Source organism: Streptomyces sp. ISL-43 (assembly GCF_018614195.1).
In the GTDB taxonomy this organism is placed as follows: Bacteria; Actinomycetota; Actinomycetes; order Streptomycetales; family Streptomycetaceae; genus Streptomyces.
Window position 1 is genome coordinate 1 of record NZ_JAGGOT010000094.1, and the last position, 20,115, is coordinate 20,115.

The following is a 20,115-nucleotide window of genomic DNA, read 5'->3' on the forward strand; positions in this document are numbered from 1 at the left end:
GTCCGCCAGCTCATCGAATCGGTCAACGACACCCTCAAAGGCCAGCTTGACCTCGAACAACACGGTGGACGCACCCCTGAAGGCGTCGGGGTCCGAGTCGCGCAGCGCATCCTCGCGATGACCGCGGCCATCTGGCACAACCATCAGACCGGACAGGCGGTCAGCCGTTCACTGACCGCCTACGACCACTGACCGTATTCGGAAAGACTCGTCTAGCGGAAGGTGCACCAAGCTCGTGGAGGCGTGCCAGGGCCACTCCCGCTCGCTAGTCATGACCACATCCAGGTCGAAGGCATGCAGGAGGTCCAGGCACTTGGCGTGCGAGTCGTCGTCGACACCGGCGAACGCCTCGTCCAGAGTGACGAGGCGTGGTGCATCCGGGCTGCTCGCGCTCGCGCAATGCGACGAGGCGGCGGCGAACAGAGGCACGGAGACGGCCAGGACGCCCTAACCTCCTGAAGCCGGGACCGTGGCGGGTACCCAGCGGCCGTGTGTGAAGGGACCGGCCGGTGTTGCGGTCGAACCACTCGCGCAGGCCGGAGGCGTGCCGCCGGCAGGCAGCAGCGGATGTTCAGCAGAACGCGGGCAGCCTTGCGCAGTTCCGCGGCATGCGCCCGTCCAGCATTTCGGCCAGCAGGGTGCTCATCGTCCGCCGCCCTCCTTCCACTCCGTCCGCCAGGTCGAGGATCTCGATGGTGGTCGGGGCCGCGGAGGATACCGCCCGGCGTGCGGACCTCAGCCGCGGATCCATCAGCCAAAGCAGTGATCCGGATCTCAGGCTGCCAGCCCGGCCCACCGACCGGCCCACCGCTCGTACGCCGCCTGCTCCGCGTAAGCAGCCTCCTGCGGGGTGGCATCCGCGGCCTCACGGGCGGCAGCGGCGTGCAGCACTCCAGGATCAGCCGGGCGATGCGCCCGCCGAGGGTGATCAGGTCCTGGATGAACCGCTCCAGGTACTGGATGAGCTGGACCTTGTAGGCGAGGAGGACCTCCTCCCCCACGTCGTGAAGGTCGATGGTGCGCTGGAGGGAGCCCATGAAGGCCCGCGCGTTGTCGGCGAGCGCGGCGAAGCGGCTGGCGAGCCCGTCCAGCGCGAGATGCGTCGTGGCCGGATCCGGCTCCTCCTCGGCTGCCAGCACAAGAAGGGCACGCAGCTGGGTGACGATGTCGTGCAGCGCGACGGCCTGCAGCGCACCCCGCCGCCCGAGCGCCTCGTCGTACGCGGACGGGGCCTCCTCGGCCGCCTCGCCATCCCGCGTGAGCTGGTAGATGAACCGCTGGCGGTAGAAGTCCTCGACGGCCGTGACCGTCCGGTGTCCGGGTCAGCCCGGCAAATCCCCCGCCTACCAGGCTATCGAACGCCTTGGCCACGGCATCGAGCTCGCCCGGCCGGATCCCGGCGGGCAGCCCTGCGTACGTCCTCGGGCCCGCAGATGCACGGCGAACCGCTCCTTGGCGACCAGGAACGCCCGAATCACTGAGCGGTAAGGCAGTACGTTCGGGGCGGTGAGATGCGCGAACGGCCCGTACCCGTCCGACCGGCTCTGTGGCCGGGAAGCAGTCAAGTCCATCACCCGCCACTTTCCCAGCCTCTCGTCTCTGAGCGGCAGAGACGAAAGTACTTGACCGATTCCCACCGTCGGTGACCGCGCCCGCCCCCACACGTGACACCGAGCGCACGGCCGCTGAGGTCCGGACGAGCACGCTTCGAGACGGACCCGCCGGAGCGCCTTCGCCGTACGGACCCGGGGACACCCGGCTACGTGAGCCACGCCCTGCCCTAGGATGGCGAGGATCATCTCAGCGGCCCGACGGGCTTCCGTTCCACTTCGTGGAATAGAAGGACATGCCCCCACCCGCACGAGCTACTTCGTGCTGCCTGGGGGCACTTTCTTGCTGTTCCGTGAGTCCGCGGCGTCGTTGGCGAACCGCACCCACCTTGAAGGACGGCTGGCAGAGCTCCTGGCCGAGAACTTTCTTCACAAGCACGGTCACCGGCCCCATGCGTCGGAGGTGCGCTCCTGGGAGCGCAGCATCCCTGCACTCACCCATGCGCTGGTCGAAGCCGGGCTCGGCGAGGTCGAGATGCTTCTGGAGTACGGACTGCCTCTGACCAGCAAGCGCGCGGACGTGATACTGGCCGGCGTGCATCCGGCCGGCGGCGGGCCGTCGTACGTGGTCGTGGAACTCAAGCAATGGAGTAGCGCCTACCCGGAGGACGGCGACCCGCTGCGGTGCCGCATCGACGCGTACCCGGCGCCCGTCCTTAACCCGATCGAGCAGGTCCGGGGCTACTGCGACTACCTGGTGTCGTTCAACGGGGCACTGGAACAGGCCCCGGAGTCGGTAGCCGGGGTGGCATACCTGCACAACGCGACCGAGTTCGGGGTCGCGGGGCTGCGCGGCGTCGCAGAAGACCATCGGGGCCGGATGTTCACCGGTGAGCAGCGGGGCGCCTTCCTGAACTACTTGCGCTCGGTGCTGGCACCAAAGCCTGGCGCCCACGCGGCCGACGCGCTCCTTCAAGGCAAGGTGCGGCCGTCCCGGCAATTGATGGCCGTCGCCGCTGAAGAGGTCCGCAATCGGGAACAGTTCGTGCTGCTGGACGAGCAGCGGCTCGCCTACGAAACGGTGATGTCCGCGGTCCGGAAGGCACGGCGCTCCAACCACAAGCAAGTGGTCGTGGTGGCCGGTGGCCCGGGCTCCGGCAAGAGCGTGATCGCCCTGTCCCTGCTGGGTGATCTGTACCGGCGCGGGGTGCCCGCTCTCCATGCCACCGGTTCACAGTCGTTCACCAAGACGATGCGCAGGGTTGCAGGAGCCCGGAAGCCGGAAGTCCAGCGACTCTTCCGCTACTTCAACAGCTTCATGGAGTCAGAGCCCAACGATCTGGACGTGCTCGTCTGCGACGAGGCGCACCGGCTCCGCAGGACCTCCGCCAACCGGTACACCAAGGCCGCGCTGCGTACCAGCCGCCCGCAGGTGGCGGAGCTGATCGACGCGGCCCGGGTTCCGGTGTTCCTTCTGGACCAGCATCAGGTGGTGCGTCCGGGGGAGATGGGGACGGTGGAGCAGATCCGGCAAGCCGCAGCCGAGCAGGGGCTGGAGTGCACGGTGGTGGAACTGGACAGCCAGTTCCGGTGCGGCGGCAGCGACGCATACCTGCGGTGGGTCACCAGCCTGCTGGGACTGGAGGGCGATGGGCCCACAGTGTGGGAGCCGGACGGCAAGGTCCGGTTGCTGACCGCGGACAGCCCTCAGGAGATGGAGGACTTCCTGACCGCGCGGCGGGCCCAGGACTTCGGGGCTCGGATGTCTGCGGGCTACTGCTGGAAGTGGACGACGAAGATTACTCCGGGCATGGCGGCACTCCCCGCCGACGTGGCCATCGGGGAGTGGGCAAGGCCGTGGAACCTCTACGGGGACCGCTCCCTGCTCGGTGCGCCGCCGGCACCGCTGTGGGCAACCGATCCCGCGGGCTTCGGTCAGATCGGGTGCGTGTACACCGCACAGGGCTTCGAGTACGACTGGTCGGGCGTGATCATGGGCCCGGACCTCGTCTGGCGCACGGACCGCTGGAGGGTGGACCGCACCGCGTCCAAGGACCCTTCCTTCACCAAGGCAACAACGGACGAGGACATTGAGCGACTTGTCCGCAACACCTACAAGGTCCTGTTGACCCGAGGCATGATCGGAACGGTCATCTATTCGACGGACCGGGAGACGCGCGAGAAGCTCCGCGCACTGATCCCCCCAGCCGCGGACGTGCCGAACCCCGAGTGACCGCACGCCCTACGCGATCCGATCCCCGCGCAGACCCCGCCGAACAGACGGACGCTCCGTTTCGACAGGGTCTGCCGGCCGTGCGGTTCGGATTGCGATGCGGTTGCTTATCCGACTATCCGACGTAGTCGCGCAGCAGGGCGGTGAAGGCGGTCAGCTCCCTCATCGACTCGTGCGGAAGCGGTTCCGCGTCGAAATGGGCGATGCGGTTCCGAATCTCCTGCACCCGCTGCAGATGACGGATGAATTGACCTCGATCCAGCGAGTCGCACTGGAGTTCGCCCCAGTTCAGGTCCGCCTGCTGGGCTATGGCCTGCTTCTTCTGCTCACCGTTGATCAGATACACGTAGTCGCCGAACATCAGGTCCTCGACCTTGCCGGAACGGTGCTCCGGCTTTCTGTTCGTCTGAACCGCCTTGATCGCGTCCTCGGCGAGCTTCGCGCCCAGCCACCGGCGCAGGAGGGACTCGATCTCGCCGAGCAGGAAGAAGGGGCGCGCCGCGCTCTCGAACCGGTCGACGACGTGGGCCTGCGTCACGATCCCCGACAGACTTCCGTCCTCTCCTCGCACCAGCAGATAGCCGTTCTCCGTGAGCATCGACAGGCAGGCGAAGAACTCCTGTCGCACGTCGGCCACCGGCAGGGAGTCCTGCTCCATGGCGTTCTCCAGGCTGGGCTCCTTGCCCCGCTCGTACATGAGGGCCAGGGAACGCCAGGTGAGAACGCCGTGGAGAGTCGTCATGCCCGTGGTGACGGGTATCTGCGCATATCCCCGGTGGCGCATCAGGTAGGTGGCCTGGGAAAGCGCCGTGGTGGCGGCGACGCACCTCACCCCACCGCGCGCAGACGGTAGGTCGCCGATCCGGAGACGCTGCGGAAGCGCGGCCGACGGGAGCGAGTCCCCTCCTGCCGCGTCGCCTTCGTCGGGGCCGGGCGTGAGCGGCGTCGTCGTGGCAAGGGCGACGATCTGGACGCGGTCGCCCGGTGCGCAGTTGGCGAAGTCCGGGAGAGTGGCGAGCCCGGCATCGGTCAGCGCCTGTGCGATGTCGTGCACGTTCCACGGCCGACGCACCCGCACACCGAAGAGCTCCAGGAAGTCCCCGATGGGCATCTCCGTGCCCTTGCGCGCGAGAAGCTCCTCCGTGCTGGGTCGTTGTTTCACCGGCCCGCCTTGCCGTCGGTCATGTCCCGCAGGATCGTCCGCTTGCCCATGGCCGCGTACACCATGTCCTCGAGTTCCTTGGCCCGTGCCGCGTAGAAGGCCTCGTAGTCGTTGGTCCGCAGGTGGTACGGATCAATCAGATGGGTGCCGATGACGTCGTCGAACCATTCTCGGCGCATGTCGGAGGCCACGGCCAGGGAGTCGAGATAGGTCCCCGGTGCTCCGGTGAGAGCCTGAGCCGCGCGCAGCGAGAGCGGTGTCTTGTTGACGATGGAGTTGGCGGGGCGGTTCTTGACTCCGCCCTGGTACCGGCGCACCCAGCTCCGGGGAAAGATCTGGCGCACGTCTACCCCGTACTCATCCACCAGCGCCGGTTTCAGTGGGGCGTCCGTGTAGTGCCAGTCCACGGCTCCCTGCTTGATGAGCAGCGCGTAGATCCCCTTGTACGCCGCGCTGTTCCGGGTGGTGAGTGTGTCCAGCCGCTCTGGGAAGAAGTAGGCGTCGGTGACAGTCTCTGGGGCCGATCCCCCGTCCCGGACCCATGCCACTAGCTGTTCGACATCTCTGGTGAATCGCGTTTCGGTGGAGCCGCCGTACATCTCGCCCAGTACGCCGCACCAGTACCACTGCGTGATCTTGTCTTCCGCGCCGAGGGTGTCGGTTTGCTCCCCGAGAATGGCCCTGACTGCGGCGAGCGGCACCAACTGGGTGCGGTAGGGGAGATCTGCAGCACGCACGATGCACTGCCGCTCAAGGAAGGCACCCACCCACTCGAGTGCCTTCGCGAGCCGTGGAGCCAGCGACTCGAAGTCTGCGAGGGGGAGTTCGAGGAGGTCCCGGCGTTTGCAGGACACGCCGACGCCCTGGCCGTCCTGCTTCCGCAACCACGTGCGCACCAGTGCGACGGCTTGAAGGAAGTCGCTGCTACTCAGTCCATCGTCGATGCCCGCCTCAAGTCGGCCGAACACCCGGTAGCGGCCGGCCAGCTCCTCCTTGAGCTCGCGCCAGACCTGCGGCAGTTGGTAGTAGTCCCCCGTCTGCTCGCGGTAGGCGCGGTCACCGGCATAGGTGGCTGTCAGGAGCTCGAAGACATTGAGAGGTATGCCGCCCGTGTTGACTCGCTCGAAGACGGCGCACACCGCATCCATGGAGGTGGAGGCGGCCAGCTTGATCATCGGAACTTGGAAGGAGCGCACGGACTCGAGAACTTGTTCCTCGAAGCGGCTCCATCGATCGAAATGACCGTCATCCAGTTTCTCGTACGCCCGTCGCCACGCATTCACCTTCGCGGTGTCGAACACGATGCGCAGCGGAAACAGTCCAGCGGCACACTCACCGCTGGTGGTCGTCAGGTCGTGTACGACGTCACGAGCGAAGTTGGCCCTCAGTACCTTGTCCTCCGGCACGGACACGATGGCTTCGTCGCGGTCCGCGGGCGATCCGATGGCTTTCTCGATGTCCACGTAGTACCAGCGCCCGACGGGGTTGCCCCGTGTGTCGGTGGTTTCGACGGGAGATTCCTGGAACAGAGCCTGGAACAGGGAGGTCAGGCGCTGCTGTCCGTCGAGGAGCAGCAGGCTGGGCGTCACGGCTTCGGACACCTGCGACGCGCCGGTGAGGGCGCGGGCACGGAAGGGCGAGTCGCCACCCGATTCCAGGGTCATGACAACGCCCAGCGGATAGTCGAGCGTCACTGTCGCCACAATGGCGCGAATTCGATCGTCATCCCACTTCCAGTCTCGCTGGAAGTCGGGTAGTTGAAGGGTTCCCGTTGCCACATCCGACAGGAGAGCCTTGAGTTTCACATTGTCGAGTCCCGCCACGTGCCTGTTCCCCACCCTCGCCGTTCTACGTGCTGTCCACGCGGTCAGTGATTAGACCAATCGGCCGGCACGACAGTCAACGCAGTGTGCCGAGTTGCTCACTGCCTTCAGCCGTCACAGGACGTCACCTCGATGGGACCCGGTCGGCGAGGTACGGGGCGGCGTTGCCCGCACGCAGGGCGCTCCGATGTTGGTGGGACGGCGTCCCGAGTGCGGCGGGGGCGCGGCGCCGAACCCGTCGGCTCCGCGCGAACCGCTGGCCGGGGTGCCCGGCTCCCGGGCGCCGGAAGGTCGAGCGGCTGCCCGGCACCGTAAAGATCTCCAGCTGATCGCCGCCACCGGGCACCTGCCAGAGGTCGAGTACGGTCCAGCTACCTGCGAGCACTGACGGCATCGACAGCCGCACGAACACTGCCCGCCCTCCAGGAGCCATGCGATCCGGATTGCCTTTCCCCGCCATCGGCCTTCATGATCAGTCCCGACGTCGGCGTCACGGCAAGGGGGAACCGTGGGAATCGGTGCGCAGAGCGGGACGGTCAAGAGGCGGATCACGAGGCGCGCAACGAGCATCTCCACTAGCACCGGCCGGGACAGGGGCGTCGGGCCTCAGTACGCCGGACAAGGGTGCCCGGTCTCCTTCGCCACTGCCGTCCGCGCTGTCAGAGGCCGCCGGTAGGATTTCCCCAGCACATTTCCCGTCCATCGAAGTATTCCGGACCGGAAATCTGCCGGGCCGCGCACAAGGAATCGAGAATCGGGGACAGCGCATGCGGGAAGGCCGGTGGACCACGGTCACCGAGTCCGAGTTCGACCATGAGCACCGCGGGCTGGAGGCCATCCGCGAGCCGCTGCCCGACTCCGACCCCTGGCGGGCCTGGTCGAACTTCACCTTTACCGCGAACACCGGGCACGTCCGCGAGGTCGATCTCCTCGTGGTCGCCCCCGGCGGCGTGTTCATGATCGAGCTCAAGGACTGGCACGGCTCGGTCACCAGCGAGAACGGCACCTGGGTACAGACCACCCCCAGCGGTCACCGCCGCCCGCACGGCAACCCGCTGCACCTGGTCAACAAGAAGGCCAAGGAACTGGCCGGACTGCTCGGCCAGAACGGAAAGCGCGTATGGGTCGGCGAAGCCGTCTGCTTCACGGACGACGCGCTGCGCGTACGGCTCCCTGCCCACGATCAGAACGGCGTCCACACCGTCGCCGAGCTGCTCGACTTGCTCCGGCAGCCGCCCCGGGACGAGCGGCGCCGCATCAACGCCGTCGACTCGCGGGAGGTCAAGGCCGCCCTGGAGCGGATCGGCATCCGCCGCAGTGACGCGGAGTACAAGGTCGGCCCGTACCAGCTGAAGCGGAAGTCCTTCGACTCGGGACCGACCTGGGCCGACTACCTGGCCGAGCACAGCGAACTGCCCGAGGCCGCCCGCGTCCGTATCTACCTGCGCGAACGCGGCTCGGACGCTACGATCCGGCAGTCCGTGGAGAACGCCGCCCGCCGCGAGGCCGCGGTACTGCGGCGCTTCCGCCACCCCGGTGCCGTCCAGCTCAAGACGTACGATCCGTCCGGGCACTCTGCCGGCCCCGCGCTGATCTTCGACTACCACCCGCAGACCCTGCGCCTGGACGAGTACCTGCTCCAGTACGGAGACAAGCTCGACATCCTCGGCCGCATGGCCCTCGTGCGACAACTGGCCGAGACCATGCGGTCCGCGCACTCCGGCCGTATCCACCACCGGGCACTCGCCGCCCGCTCCGTGCACGTCATCCCCCGCAACCGCGGCCGCCAGGGGCAGACCGTCGGCGAAGAGGCCGGCTGGCTGGCCCCTCACCTGCAGATCTCCGACTGGCAGATCGCGACCCAGCGCAGCGGCAGCGGCGGCTCCGCTCCGGGAGCCACCCGGTTCGCGCCAACCGCGCTGTCGGCGATGCACCTGTCGGAGGGCTCGGACCCCTACCTGGCGCCCGAGCTGACCGCGCTCAATGCCGACCCGGTGTATCTGGACGTCTACGGTCTCGGCGTTCTCACCTATCTCCTGGTCACCGGAAAGCCGCCGGCCGCGAGCCAGGCCGAGCTGCTGGCCCGGCTGGAGGCAGGCGAGGGCCTGCGCCCCAGCGCGCTGGTGGACGGCCTGTCCGAGGACATCGACGACCTGGTGCAGGCCGCCACGGCGTACCGTCCCGAGCAGCGGCTGTCTACCGTGGACGAGTTCCTGGAGATGCTGGAGCTCGTCGAGGACGCGCTCACCACCCCGGCCGCGGCCCCGGCGCCCGAAGCTCCCGAGAAAGATCCCCTGGAAGCCGTCGCGGGCGACGTACTCGGAGGCCGCTGGGAGGTCCGCCGGCGCCTCGGTACGGGCTCGACCAGTCGCGCGTTCCTCGTACGCGACCTTGAGGCCGAGGCCCGCAAGACGCGCCCGCTGGCCGTACTCAAGGTGGCCCTGTCCGACAGCCGGGGCGAGATCCTCGTCCACGAGGCCGGAGTCATGGGACGCCTGCGCCCCGATTCCCGGGTGATCCGGCTCGTCGAGCCGGAGCCCCTGCGCATCGCCGACCGCACCGTCCTCGCTCTGGAGTACGTGGGTGACGAGCGCGAGGATTCCGGTGAGGGCACCGAGTCCGGCGGATCGCGTACGCGCCGCCGTGAGGAGACGGTCGCCCGCCAGCTGCGCGACGCGGGCCGCCTTCCGATCGACCAGCTGGAGGCGTACGGCGACTATCTGTTCGGCGCCGTCGACTTCCTGGAAGGCGAGAGCGTCTGGCACCGCGACATCAAGCCGGACAACATCGCCATCCGCATCCGCCCGAACCGCACCCGCGAGCTCGTCCTCATCGACTTCTCGCTGGCCGGCTATCCCGCGAAGGACCACGAGGCCGGTACGGACGGGTACCTCGACCCCTTCATCGGGACGCTGACCCGTACCGCCTACGACTCGCACGCCGAGCGGTACGCGGTCGCGGTCACCCTGCACGAAATGGCCTCGGGCGAGCTCCCGAAGTGGGGCGACGGCTCGGTCCTGCCCCGGATGACGGACCAGAAGGAGGCTCCGCACGCGACCATCGCGGCCGATGCCTTCGAGCCCGCCGTACGGGACGGCCTGGTCGCCTTCTTCCAGAAGGCCCTGAACCGGGACGTCGCGAAGCGTCACCCCGAGCTGAAGCCGATGCGCGACGCCTGGAAGAAGATCTTCCTGGACGCCTCGCAGACCGTCCCTTCCAGCCACCGCTCCCGCCACCCCGAGGCGACCCAACCGCAGTCCCCCGACCATGTCGCCATCGCGGACGCCGAGCCGCTCACCGCGGAGCAGCAGCGCGAGCAGCTGGCCGCCGGGGTCACCCGCGACACCCACCTGTCGGCCTCCGGCCTGACCCCGGCCGCCGAGTCCGTCCTGTACGGCCTGGGCATCACCACCGTCGGCGAGCTCCTCGAGTACAGCAGCCGCAGCCTCATCAACTCTCCGGGACTGGGTGCCAAGACCCGTGGCGAGGTCCAGCGCCGCCAGCGCGAGTGGGGCAAGCGGCTGCGCGAGGCGCCGCTGTCGCCGCTGACCGCGCGGGGCCGGGCCGAGGCCAAGGAGGAGCTCGCCCAGCTGACCGCCGCCGAATCGGCGCTGGCCGGCGAGCTCGCCACGACCGACGCATCGGCCGGCCTCTCCCCCTCCGCGCTGCGCTCGGTCAGCCTGGACACTCTCGCCACGATCTTCGTCCCGGAGCTGAACAACAACCGCGCTAACCGCAACAAGGTCGACATGGTCGGCCTGCTCCTGCGCCTGCCGGACGAGCACGGCGAGCTTCCGGCGATCGGAGTCTGGCCGAAGCAGAAGGACGTCGCGGACGCACTCAACCTGACGCCGGGCCGTATCCCCCAGATACTCAAGGAGGAACGCAAGCGCTGGCAGAAGGACCCGGCGGTCGCGGAGCTCCGGGCGGAGATCCTGGAGCTGCTGGCCAGCATGGGCCGCGTCGCCTCGGCCGTCGAGATCGCCGACGCGCTCGCGGTACGCCGCGGCACCCAGCTCGCCGAACGGGAACAGCGGCGCGCGCTCGCGTTGGCGGCCGTCCGAGCCGTGGTCGAGGTAGAACAACTCGACCCGGAAACCGCCGAGTTCCGGCACCAGCCGAACCGCAAGGCCACGGAAGAGGCTTTGGGAGCGGGCCTGCTCGCGCTGGACGTCCGCGAAGCCACCGAGGACGAGGCCGGCGACCCGCCGGACACCCCGACGGCCCCCGCCCTGCTCGACTACGCGACGCGGCTGGGCCGGGTTGCCGACCGGCTGGCCAAGCTGGACACGCTGCCGACCGCGACCACGGTCCTGGGCGAACTGGCCGCGCTCACCCCGCCCCCGGGCGCGGTGGACTGGGACGAGCGACGCATGGTGGAACTGGCGGCTGCGGCCTCGGTCAACGCGGCGGCCACGCCGCGCCTGGAGATCTACCCGCGCGACCTGCCCCTGGTGCGGGCGCTCCGCCTAACCCAGGCCGGCCTGGTCCGGCTGATCCCGGGTGTGCCGGAGGCCCGGCAGCCTGGCGTGACCGGCGAAGACGTGCACGAGCGGGTACGGTCACGGTTCCCCGAGCTGGTCATCCCCGACGGCCGCGGCGGGGGGTCGCACGACCTGCCGACCGGCGGGCCGCTGACCAAGGCACTGCGCGATGCGGGCTTCGACCTCACGCTGTCCATGCGCGAGGACACGCGGACCCAGCGCTACCTGCCCACCCGGATGGACAGCGCGACGAGCTACCTGACGACCGGCGCCTGGCGCCAGACCACCGATGCGGGTACGGCGACCCGGTACTCGGACGACCCTGCGCTCGCGGGAGCGATCCGCGCGAAGGAACGACTCAAGGACTCGGCCCGACGCGACGGATACCGGGTGCTGACGGTACGGCAGGGTCTGGTGCCGAAGGCGGTACGGGGGCTGGAGTCGGCGGGGGTTGGCGCCCGGGTGGTGTCAGTGACCGGACTCTTCCTGGAGGCCATGCACGCGCTGGTCCCGGAGGGTACGAGGCCAACATGGGAGACCCTGCTGAGGGCCGATGTCGCGGAGGCCGGGTCCAAGGGTGCGATGAAGTTCGCGGAGTACGCACGAACGGCGTGGGGGGCGGTGGAGCCCCGGGTCCGCGCGCTGCTGGAAGCGAGGGCAGGCTCGGGCCCGGTCCTCCTGACTGAAGCGACGGTCTTCGCCCGGTACGACGCGATGGGCGTCCTGGACCGACTCGCGGATGCCGCCCGGCAGGGCGGACGCGGGCTGTGGCTGCTCGTTCCGCAGGGCGACCCGGCGCGGGAGCCGAAGCTGGGGCAGGTCGCGGTGGCGTACCAGGCCGGACTGGGCGAGTGGATTGAACTTCCGGACTCGTGGGTGGATGAGGTCCACCGGTCGTCCGGCAAGAAGCGTACGAATGACGCTGTAGCAACTGATGGAACCGAGGGAGACGTCGAGTGATCGACCGTAAGGCACTGTTGAACGACCTGAAGCAGCAGGTCAAAGCGGTCGAGGCTGATCTTTCGAAGCAGGTGAAGGCCGTCACGGACGTGGGCACCCGCCTGCGCGCCGAGTACGACCAGGCACGCAAGCTGGGCCGCACGGCGGCGACGTGGAACTCCTGGCTTGACGAGCGGGTCACCCAGGTCGGCGTGGCCTGGGTCCTCGGCACGGTCTTCGTCCGCTTCTGCGAGGACAACCACCTGATCCCGGAGCCGTACCTGACCGCCCCCGATGACGACCGCCGGGACCTAGCGCTGGCGCGGTATGAGGACTACGTCGCCAAGGACACCGACCCGACGTTCCGAGGCTGGCTGGAGCGCGCGTTCGCCGAGCTGGGCACCGGCCAGGCCGGCCGCCTGCTGTTCGACCACAAGCACAACCCGCTGTTCCAGGTCCCGCTGTCGCATGACGGCGCGCGTGACCTGATCGACTTCTGGCGAGAGCGCGACGAAGCAGGCGTCCTGGTCCACGACTTCACGGACGAGCTGAACGAGGACGGCACGGAGGGCTGGGACACCCGGTTCCTGGGCGACCTGTACCAGGACCTGAGCGAGGCAGCCCGGAAGACGTACGCGCTGCTCCAGACCCCGGAGTTCGTGGAGGAGTTCATCCTCGACCGGACGATGGACCCGGCGGTTCGGGAGTTCGGGTACGAGGGCTTGAAGATGATCGACCCCACGTGCGGGTCGGGGCACTTCGTGCTGGGCGCCTTCCGGCGGCTGGTCAGGCTGTGGGGCGAGGGACAGCCGGCAAAGGACGTGCACGAGCGGGTACGGGCTGCGCTGGATTCGGTGCATGGGGTGGACCTGAACCCGTTTGCCGTGGCTGTGGCGCGGTTCCGGTTGCTGGTCACAGCGATGGCGGCGAGTGGCGTGCGGACCATGGCGGAGGCCGCGAAGTATGAGTGGCCGGTGCACTTGGCTGTCGGTGACTCGCTGATCAAGGCGCGGCAGTTGGAACTGACGCTGGGCGGGAACGAGGATGGCGAGGACGACCCGCTGGCGTCGTTCTCGTATGCCACCGAGGATGTGCACGAGCACCCTGGGATTTTGCAGCAGGGGCGGTATCACCTAGTGGTGGGGAACCCTCCCTACATCACAGTGAAAGACAAGAAGCTCAACGCCCTGTATAGGGATCTGTACGACGCCTGCGCCGGAAAGTACGCGCTGTCGGTTCCGTTCGCACAGCGGTTCTTCGAGCTGGCGCAAACAGGGGATGCCGAAGGACGTGGCTACGGCATGGTAGGCCAGATCACGGCGAACTCCTTCATGAAGCGCGAGTTCGGCACGCGACTCATCGAGACGTATTTCGGTCACGAGGTGGAGCTGACCGAGGTCATCGATACCTCGGGAGCTTATATCCCTGGGCACGGGACTCCTACGGTAATCCTCGTGGGCAAGCGACGTGGACGTAACGGCCGTTCGGAGACCATTCGCACGGTGCGCAGCATCCAAGGAGAGCCCAGCGCGCCAGAAAAAGGCGAAGAGGGCAAGGTCTGGAGGGCGATTGTCGATCAGATCGACTCCCCAGGATCTGCAGGCCAATGGGTCTCGGTCGACGGCCTCGACCGGAAACGCTATTTCGGAAGCCAGCCGTGGGTACTGGCAGATGGTGGTCTCGAGATGCTGGAGAGGATCAACGAAGCTAAGCAGGGGGTGCTGAAACGGGACATTTCACGTATCGGCTTCTACGGCATCATGGGCGCCGATGACGCGATGACCGCTGCCCCTCGCACCTTCAGCAGGATCGATGCAGAGGCAGCGTACGTCAGGCGTCTCACAGTTGGCGACGAGATTCGGGATTTCGAATTCCTCAATGGGGACAGCGCTTTCCACCCCTACGACGCCAAGCGCAGTCTGCAGCAACTCGCTTCGCTCCCCCGGCTGAGCCGTTGGATTTGGCCTTTTCGTACGGAGCTGGGAAACCGGGCCACCTTCTCCGGGAGTACCTACTTCAGAGATGCTCGCCCTTGGTGGGAATGGCATCAGCTCCCTAAGGATCCCAAAGCACACGCGTGGTCCATCCCGTTCGCGTTTGTTGCAACGCACAACCACTTCTCGCTAGACCGGCATGGGAGAGTGTTCAAACAATCCGCACCGATGATCAAGCTGCAAGAAGGGGCGAGCGAAGAAGAGCACCTGCGGCTGGTCGCGCTTCTCAATAGCTCCACAGCCGGATTCTGGCTCAAGATGGTGAGCCACAATAAAGGCAGCACTGTGGACGCGAAGGGAGCACGGCAGTCCACCATCCCGTTCGAGGACTTCTATGAATTCACCGGCACCAAGCTCCAAGATTTCCCTCTTCCTCCCGCCTATCCCACAGCCCTCGGCACCACCCTGGACATACTCGCCCAGCAGCTCTCCACCACAAGCCCCTCCATCCTCACCCTCGAGACGACCCCGACCCTCCCAGCTCTCCGCACAGTTCGCGGCACCTGGGAGTCCACCCGCGCCCGGATGATCGCCCTCCAGGAAGAGCTGGACTGGCAGGTCTACTCGCTCTACAACCTGCATCCTGAGGACCTCCGCCTCTCCGAGGACGCCGATTCAACCGACATCCCCGAGCTCTCCCTCGGCGAGCGTGCCTTCGAAATTGTTCTCGCACGCCGGGTCGCCGCAGGCCAGGCCAGCGGCGAGTGGTTCAGGCGGCACGAGTCCACGCCCATCACCGAGATCCCCGTCCACTGGCCCGCCCCCTACCGAGAAGTCGTCCAGAAGCGGATCGACGCCATTGAGTCGTCCCGTGCAATCGGCATGGTCGAGCGGCCCGAGTACAAGCGGCGGTGGGCCACCGAAGGGTGGGACGCCCTTCAGGAGAAGGCTCTCAAGTCCTGGCTGCTGGCCCGGGTCGAGGATCGTGCGCACTGGTTCGACGAGAACGGGATGCCCACTGTCACGACGCTCTCCCGGCTCACCGACGCGCTCTCGCGTGACGAGGACTTCGTCTCCGTCGTCAAGATCTACGCGCCCCGCAAGGAACTGCCCGCCGTCGTCGCCGAGTTGATGGCGGACGAGCACGTCCCGTTCCTCTCCGCTCTGCGCTACAAGCCCTCCGGGCTGAAGAAGCGCGAGGACTGGGAACACGTCTGGGATCTCCAGCGGCAGGAGGACGCTGCCGAGGACGAGCCCGCCAAGCGGAAGATCCGCGACAGCATCCCTGTACCGCCCAAGTACACCTCCGCCGACTTCCTCCGCTCCTCCTACTGGAGGGCGCGTGGAAAGCTGGACGTGCCGAAGGAGCGGTTCGTGTCGTACGGGCAGACCAACGCGGCCACGCCCGACCTGTACGGCTGGGCCGGCTGGGATCACCGGGAGCAGGCGTACGCCCTCGACGCGTACATCGCCTCTCACGAGGCGCTGACCCCCGAGGAGCTGACGCCGTTCCTAGCCGGCCTGCTGGAGCTTCAGCCGTGGCTGGACCAGTGGCATGACGAGTTCGACGCAACCTTCGGTGCGTCCCCGGCCGCGTTCTTCCGGGGCGACCGGCAGATGGTGCAGGGCGAACACGGGCTGACCGACGACGACCTGCGCGCCTGGCGCCCGGCCGCCGCAACCCGTGGACGGCGTACCACCAAGAAGTAGCCCCACCGGAGACTCCGACGGCTCCCGTGATCAACAGGACTCAGGTCCTGTACGGGGGCCGTTCGGGTGGCGCGGTTCAGGCGGTCAACTGCCCGCCCTTGATGGCGGAAACGAAGGACGCACAGTCGCCCGCAGGGAACACGAGCAGCGGCCCGTGCGGGACCTTGCTGTCACATACGGGGGCAACGGCCGGGAAGTCGTCGGAGACCTCGACGCACTCACCGCCGTCCTGATTGCTGTAACTGCCCTTCCGCCAATTTGCGGAACTCAGGTTGATGGATCGCACGGGACTTCCAACCTCCGCAGGACGAACTTCCGCGACTCAGCCGGGAAAGAGCCAGGTCGCGCACCACATCGTACGCGAGCTGCAAGCCCTCAACCGGACCGTTTCCTCGATGAGTTCGCCCCTAAACGGTCTCCGTGTACGCCACGGTACGCCCTTCTGGCAGCCGCAGAAACATCAAGGCAGCACCCATCAGGCCATGCGTGCCAGCACTCTGCGGCAGCACATGAACCGTGACGCCGGGCCGCTCAGCCATCTCCCCCAAGTACTCCAGCTGCTCCCGCCACTCCCCCGCGTCCCGCAACGGCGTCCACAACACCGCCTCGGACAGGATCGTCCGGAACGGGGGAGCCACTTCCCTTTCCAGCAGCTCCCGCCGCCCCCTCCGCGCCTCGACCTGCTTCGTCAGCTCGTCTCCCTTGAACCCACCCGCAGAAAGCAGCTCCCGCGCATACCCCGGCGTCTGAAGCAACCCCGGCAGCACGCTCACCGCGAAGTGCCACAGGCTCGCCGCCTCCGCCTCCAGCGCCATGTACCTCCGGTACCGCACCTTGAACTGCGTATGGTCCCCGGCCGCCAGCAGCCACAACGCGAGCAGCAGCCCGGGAGTCCCGTAATGCTGGTCCAAGGCCTGGGCGACTTCCGGGCCGCCCAGGGTCTCGCCCTTCTCCATCTTCCCGAACAGCGACCAGTCCCAGCCCAGCCGCTCGCCGATCTGCCGCAGGCTGTCGCCGCTCTGCGTCCGCAGTGACCGCAGCTCCTATGCGAACCATTGGCGTGGCTCCTGGCTGCGGCCCGTGATCACTCGCCTCGGCGGCATGGCGGCTCCCCTTCGCGCGCCTCCGTGGAAGGTGTGAAACAACCGCCGTACACCGGGGAAGCACATCCCGCCGGCGGTGTCTGCGTCCTTCTCCGGATACATGCTCGTAGTGCCCTGAATGCGCAGAGTAATTCAATCGATATGGCCGGGGCAGGGAAATAGCGGAACCACCGAGGAAGCGAACCCATGACAACGCAGCGACGCACGAACAGCGACACAACCGGTCACCACACCACCCCCTCCAAGGCCGACAGGACCACCGAGGCCGCCCGCTGGGCCACGATCAAGGAGGCCTCCGACGCCCATGATGCCCTCGCCGAGGCCCTGCGCCGGGCCGGCATTCAGCTCCCGGCCATGGACCGCGTACTCCCTGGGAGGACGAAGCCCTCTACGCCCTCGTGCACCTCGGGGTGTGCTCCGCGCCCGTGGCCCACCTGCTGGCCACCGTGATCACCAAGGGCGCCGCACGGTGACGGGCACCACCGGCCTCCCCTGCATCGGGACGACCGTCCGCGACACCGCCCTCGACCGCGTCGGCCTGGTCATGGGCCACGAAGGGCCGTACCTCCAGCTCCGCCCCCGCGGCGGCGGCCGCGAGTGGGACGCGGACCCGGACCACATCGCGCCCATCGGCCCGGCGGAGCTGCTGCGCGCCCGCCTCGCCGAGGTGAACGCGCGCAGCCGGCAGGAGGCGGTCCGAGCAGGGCCCGGCTGACGGCCACCAAGCCGGGCACTGCAACCCATCTCCACCGGCATTCGGCATCGGCCCGGCCATTGTCAGTGGCAGGTGGCACGCTGTGGGACGGGATAGGGCGACAGAGCCGCGCCAGACCAGGAGAGAATGTCCAGAAAGCCACAGCTCAGACAGCCGAGCGCCGCGCCACCAAATCGCCCCGCACAGAGAACCGGGAACTTGAACGCATGACGACCGACCTCGCTGACCTCCTGGGTACGCAGGAGACGGAATGCCTGGAGTTCAAGCGCAACGCCAAGAAGCCTGAAGCCGTGCGAAGGGCCGTCTGTGCTCTGGCCAACGACCTGGCCGGGCGCGGCGGTGGGGACCTGCTGATCGGCGTCACGGACGGCGGGGAGCCGGCGGAGGATGTCGACACCAGTGACCGGGCCCTGCTCGCGCTAACCGACATGCGTGATGACGGCCTGATCCTGGACCGACCATCGATGACCGTCTCCGTCGCCCCGTACAAGGGCAAACCCGTGGTGCGGATCCGAGTGGAGGCATCGGCGACCCCGCCCGTACGGTTCGACGGGTTCGTCTGGGTGCGTCCGGGACCGACGACCCGCAAGGCGACCCGGGACGACGAGCGGGTGCTGACCGAGCGGCGCCGGGTGGGTGACGGCCCCTTCGACAGCCGTCCCGTCTTCGGTTCCGGTGTACGGGATCTGGATCTCGGACTGTTCCAGTCGACCTATCTGCCGGCGGTCGTCGGCCCCGAGGTGCTGGAGGAGGACGGCCGTCCCGTAGAGCAGCAGCTCGCCTCTCTGCGCCTCGCGACCCTGGACGGGATGGCGACTCCGACGGGGCTGCTGGTCGCTGGATACGACCCCAGCACCTTCGTTCCCGGTGCGTACGTCCAGTTCGTCCGGTATCAGGGCAGTGATCTGGATGCGCCGATCGCGGATGAGCAGGAGCTGCGGCACAACGTGGTGTCGGCGGCCGACCGCCTGGAGACACTGCTGCGTGGCCATCTGCACACCAGGCTGATCGAAACGGGCGGCTTCCGGGAGGAGCAGCGTCCGGACTACCCCTTCGACGCCCTCCGGGAACTGTGCATGAACGCGATCATGCACCGTAACTACGAGACCTCATACGCGCCGGTCCGGGTCGCCTGGTTCGACGACCGGATCGAGGTGACCAATCCAGGTGGTCCCTACGGCCAGGTCCGCAGCGACAATTTCGACCGGGTCAACGACTACCGCAATCCGTCCCTGGCCGCGGCCATGAAGTCGCTCGGCTACGTGAACCGATTCGGCCGGGGGATCGGGCGGGTCCGCGCGGCGCTCGAACGCAACGGGAATCCGCCCGCCGAGTACCTAGTCGACGACTCGTCCTGGTCCGTGACCCTGAGGAGCGCGCAGTGATCTCCATCGCCCTGTTCAACAACAAGGGGGGCGTGGGCAAGACCACCCTGGCCTACCACCTGGCGCACATGCTGCAGCGGCAGGGCTCGCGGGTCCTGGCCGTGGACCTCGACCCGCAGTCCAACCTCACCGCGGCCATCCTGGACGAGGACGAGCTGGAACAGCTATGGGGGAAGGACTCCGAGCTCTTCGCACAGAACGGCTACCCGGAGCAGCGGAAGCTCTTCACGCGGACGGAGAGCCAACGCACGATCGCCGACGCGGTGCGCCCCATCCTCGAAGGTACCGGCGACATCCAGCCCGTCAGCCCTGTGACGGTGACCGAGGGGCTGTGGCTGCTGCCGGGCAATCTCGAGCTCAGCAAGTTCGAGGACAAGCTGTCCGCCGCATGGCTCCAGGGCTACGGCGGCGACCAGGCGGCGATCCGGACGACCACGGCCTTCCACCGCATCATCGAGCAAGCCGCGGCCGAGGTCGATGCCGATCTCGTCCTCATCGACGTGGGGCCGAACCTCGGCGCCATCAACCGGGCCGCGCTGCTCGCCGCGGATACCGTGCTCACGCCGATGGCCGCGGACCTCTTCTCACTCAAGGGACTCCTCAACCTCGGGCCCACCCTGCGGGATTGGCGTAGGCAGTGGCAGAACCTGGTGCAACCGCATATCCCGGCGACGATCTCCTCACCCGTTGCGGCCATGGAACCGCTCGGCTACGTGATCATGCAGCCGGAGATGCGGCTCGACCGGCCAGTGCGGGCCTACGAGCGCTGGCTGGCGCGTATGCCCTGGGTGTACGGCACCGCGGTGCTCGGCCATGTCGCATGGCCCGATGACGACCGCTCGTACGAGATCGCCACGCTGCGCAACTACCGCAGCCTGATGCCGCTGGCCCACGACGCCCGCAAGCCGATGTTCGACCTCCGTGCCGCTGACGGCGCGCTGGGAAGCACCCAGAAGTACGTGCAGACGTGTTACCAGGAGTTCCGCTCGCTGGCCGAGAAGGTCCAGGACCGCGCAGAAGCAGTGCTGGACCGAAAGACAATGGACTGAAAAGCGGCTCATTCGCCCGCTGCCCAGC

Annotated in this window: 10 protein-coding genes and 4 pseudogenes; 8 read left to right on the forward strand and 6 right to left on the reverse strand. The window is 67.8% G+C overall.

From position 1 onward, the window contains the following. Window positions 1-192: pseudogene (locus J7F03_RS37935) on the forward strand (IS982 family transposase); the annotation flags it as partial. Here the strand turns inward: J7F03_RS37935 and J7F03_RS37940 are convergent. Together J7F03_RS37940 and J7F03_RS41720 are read right to left on the reverse strand one after the other, a co-directional pair. Next, window positions 169-429, reverse strand: coding sequence for an SbcC/MukB-like Walker B domain-containing protein (locus J7F03_RS37940; protein WP_308380129.1), 261 nt, complete (start codon window positions 427-429; stop codon window positions 169-171). The pseudogene J7F03_RS37935 and the gene J7F03_RS37940 sit on opposite strands and share 24 nt — an antisense overlap. A 518-nt stretch (window positions 430-947) precedes the next feature. Further along, window positions 948-1,271, reverse strand: a pseudogene (locus J7F03_RS41720) (DUF2397 family protein); the annotation flags it as partial. Window positions 1,272-1,893: 622 nt separating this feature from the next. Between J7F03_RS41720 and J7F03_RS37950 the strand changes: the two are divergent. Beyond that, window positions 1,894-3,783, forward strand: a complete 1,890-nt coding sequence (locus J7F03_RS37950) for a DUF2075 domain-containing protein (RefSeq protein ID WP_214957726.1) — start codon at window positions 1,894-1,896, stop codon at window positions 3,781-3,783. A gap of 115 nt (window positions 3,784-3,898) precedes the next feature. On the opposite strand, the gene J7F03_RS37955 is transcribed toward J7F03_RS37950, so the two are convergent. Both J7F03_RS37955 and J7F03_RS37960 read right to left on the reverse strand, forming a co-directional pair. Continuing rightward, window positions 3,899-4,945 carry a CBS domain-containing protein gene (locus tag J7F03_RS37955; RefSeq protein WP_214957728.1) on the reverse strand — a complete coding sequence of 349 codons (1,047 nt, stop codon included), beginning with the start codon at window positions 4,943-4,945 and terminating at the stop codon, window positions 3,899-3,901. Continuing rightward, window positions 4,942-6,768 carry a DUF262 domain-containing protein gene (locus J7F03_RS37960; protein ID WP_214957731.1) on the reverse strand — a complete coding sequence of 609 codons (1,827 nt, stop codon included), beginning with the start codon at window positions 6,766-6,768 and terminating at the stop codon, window positions 4,942-4,944. Before J7F03_RS37960 ends, J7F03_RS37955 begins: the two co-directional genes overlap by 4 nt. Before the next feature lie 767 nt (window positions 6,769-7,535). Between J7F03_RS37960 and pglW the strand changes: the two genes are divergently transcribed. Continuing rightward, the gene (pglW, locus tag J7F03_RS37965; protein ID WP_214957733.1) at window positions 7,536-12,212 is read left to right on the forward strand and encodes a BREX system serine/threonine kinase PglW; all 4,677 of its coding nucleotides are present in this window, start codon (window positions 7,536-7,538) and stop codon (window positions 12,210-12,212) included. Next, window positions 12,209-15,835, forward strand: coding sequence for a BREX-2 system adenine-specific DNA-methyltransferase PglX (gene pglX / locus J7F03_RS37970; RefSeq protein ID WP_214957736.1), 3,627 nt, complete (start codon window positions 12,209-12,211; stop codon window positions 15,833-15,835). Before pglW ends, pglX begins: the two co-directional genes overlap by 4 nt. 76 nt (window positions 15,836-15,911) lie before the next feature. Here the strand turns inward: pglX and J7F03_RS37975 are convergent, their stop codons facing one another. Then, a complete protein-coding gene (locus J7F03_RS37975; protein WP_214957738.1) occupies window positions 15,912-16,121 on the reverse strand; it encodes a DUF397 domain-containing protein in 210 nt (69 codons plus the stop codon). Then, window positions 16,103-16,875: pseudogene (locus J7F03_RS37980) on the reverse strand (helix-turn-helix domain-containing protein). Before J7F03_RS37980 ends, J7F03_RS37975 begins: the two are co-directional and overlap by 19 nt. 249 nt (window positions 16,876-17,124) lie before the next feature. On the opposite strand from J7F03_RS37980, the pseudogene J7F03_RS42505 reads away from it, so the two are divergent. The 4 genes and pseudogenes from J7F03_RS42505 (at window position 17,125) to J7F03_RS38000 (ending at window position 20,087) form a co-directional block, all read left to right on the forward strand. After that, window positions 17,125-17,411: pseudogene (locus J7F03_RS42505) on the forward strand (hypothetical protein). After that, entirely contained in the window at window positions 17,408-17,653 is a 246-nt protein-coding gene (locus tag J7F03_RS37990) for a hypothetical protein (protein WP_214957740.1), read from the forward strand. Before J7F03_RS42505 ends, J7F03_RS37990 begins: the two are co-directional and overlap by 4 nt. 206 nt (window positions 17,654-17,859) lie before the next feature. Further along, entirely contained in the window at window positions 17,860-19,038 is a 1,179-nt protein-coding gene (locus tag J7F03_RS37995; RefSeq protein WP_214957742.1) for an ATP-binding protein, read from the forward strand. Next, window positions 19,035-20,087, forward strand: coding sequence for a ParA family protein (locus J7F03_RS38000; RefSeq protein ID WP_214957744.1), 1,053 nt, complete (start codon window positions 19,035-19,037; stop codon window positions 20,085-20,087). Before J7F03_RS37995 ends, J7F03_RS38000 begins: the two co-directional genes overlap by 4 nt. Window positions 20,088-20,115 lie beyond the last annotated feature (28 nt).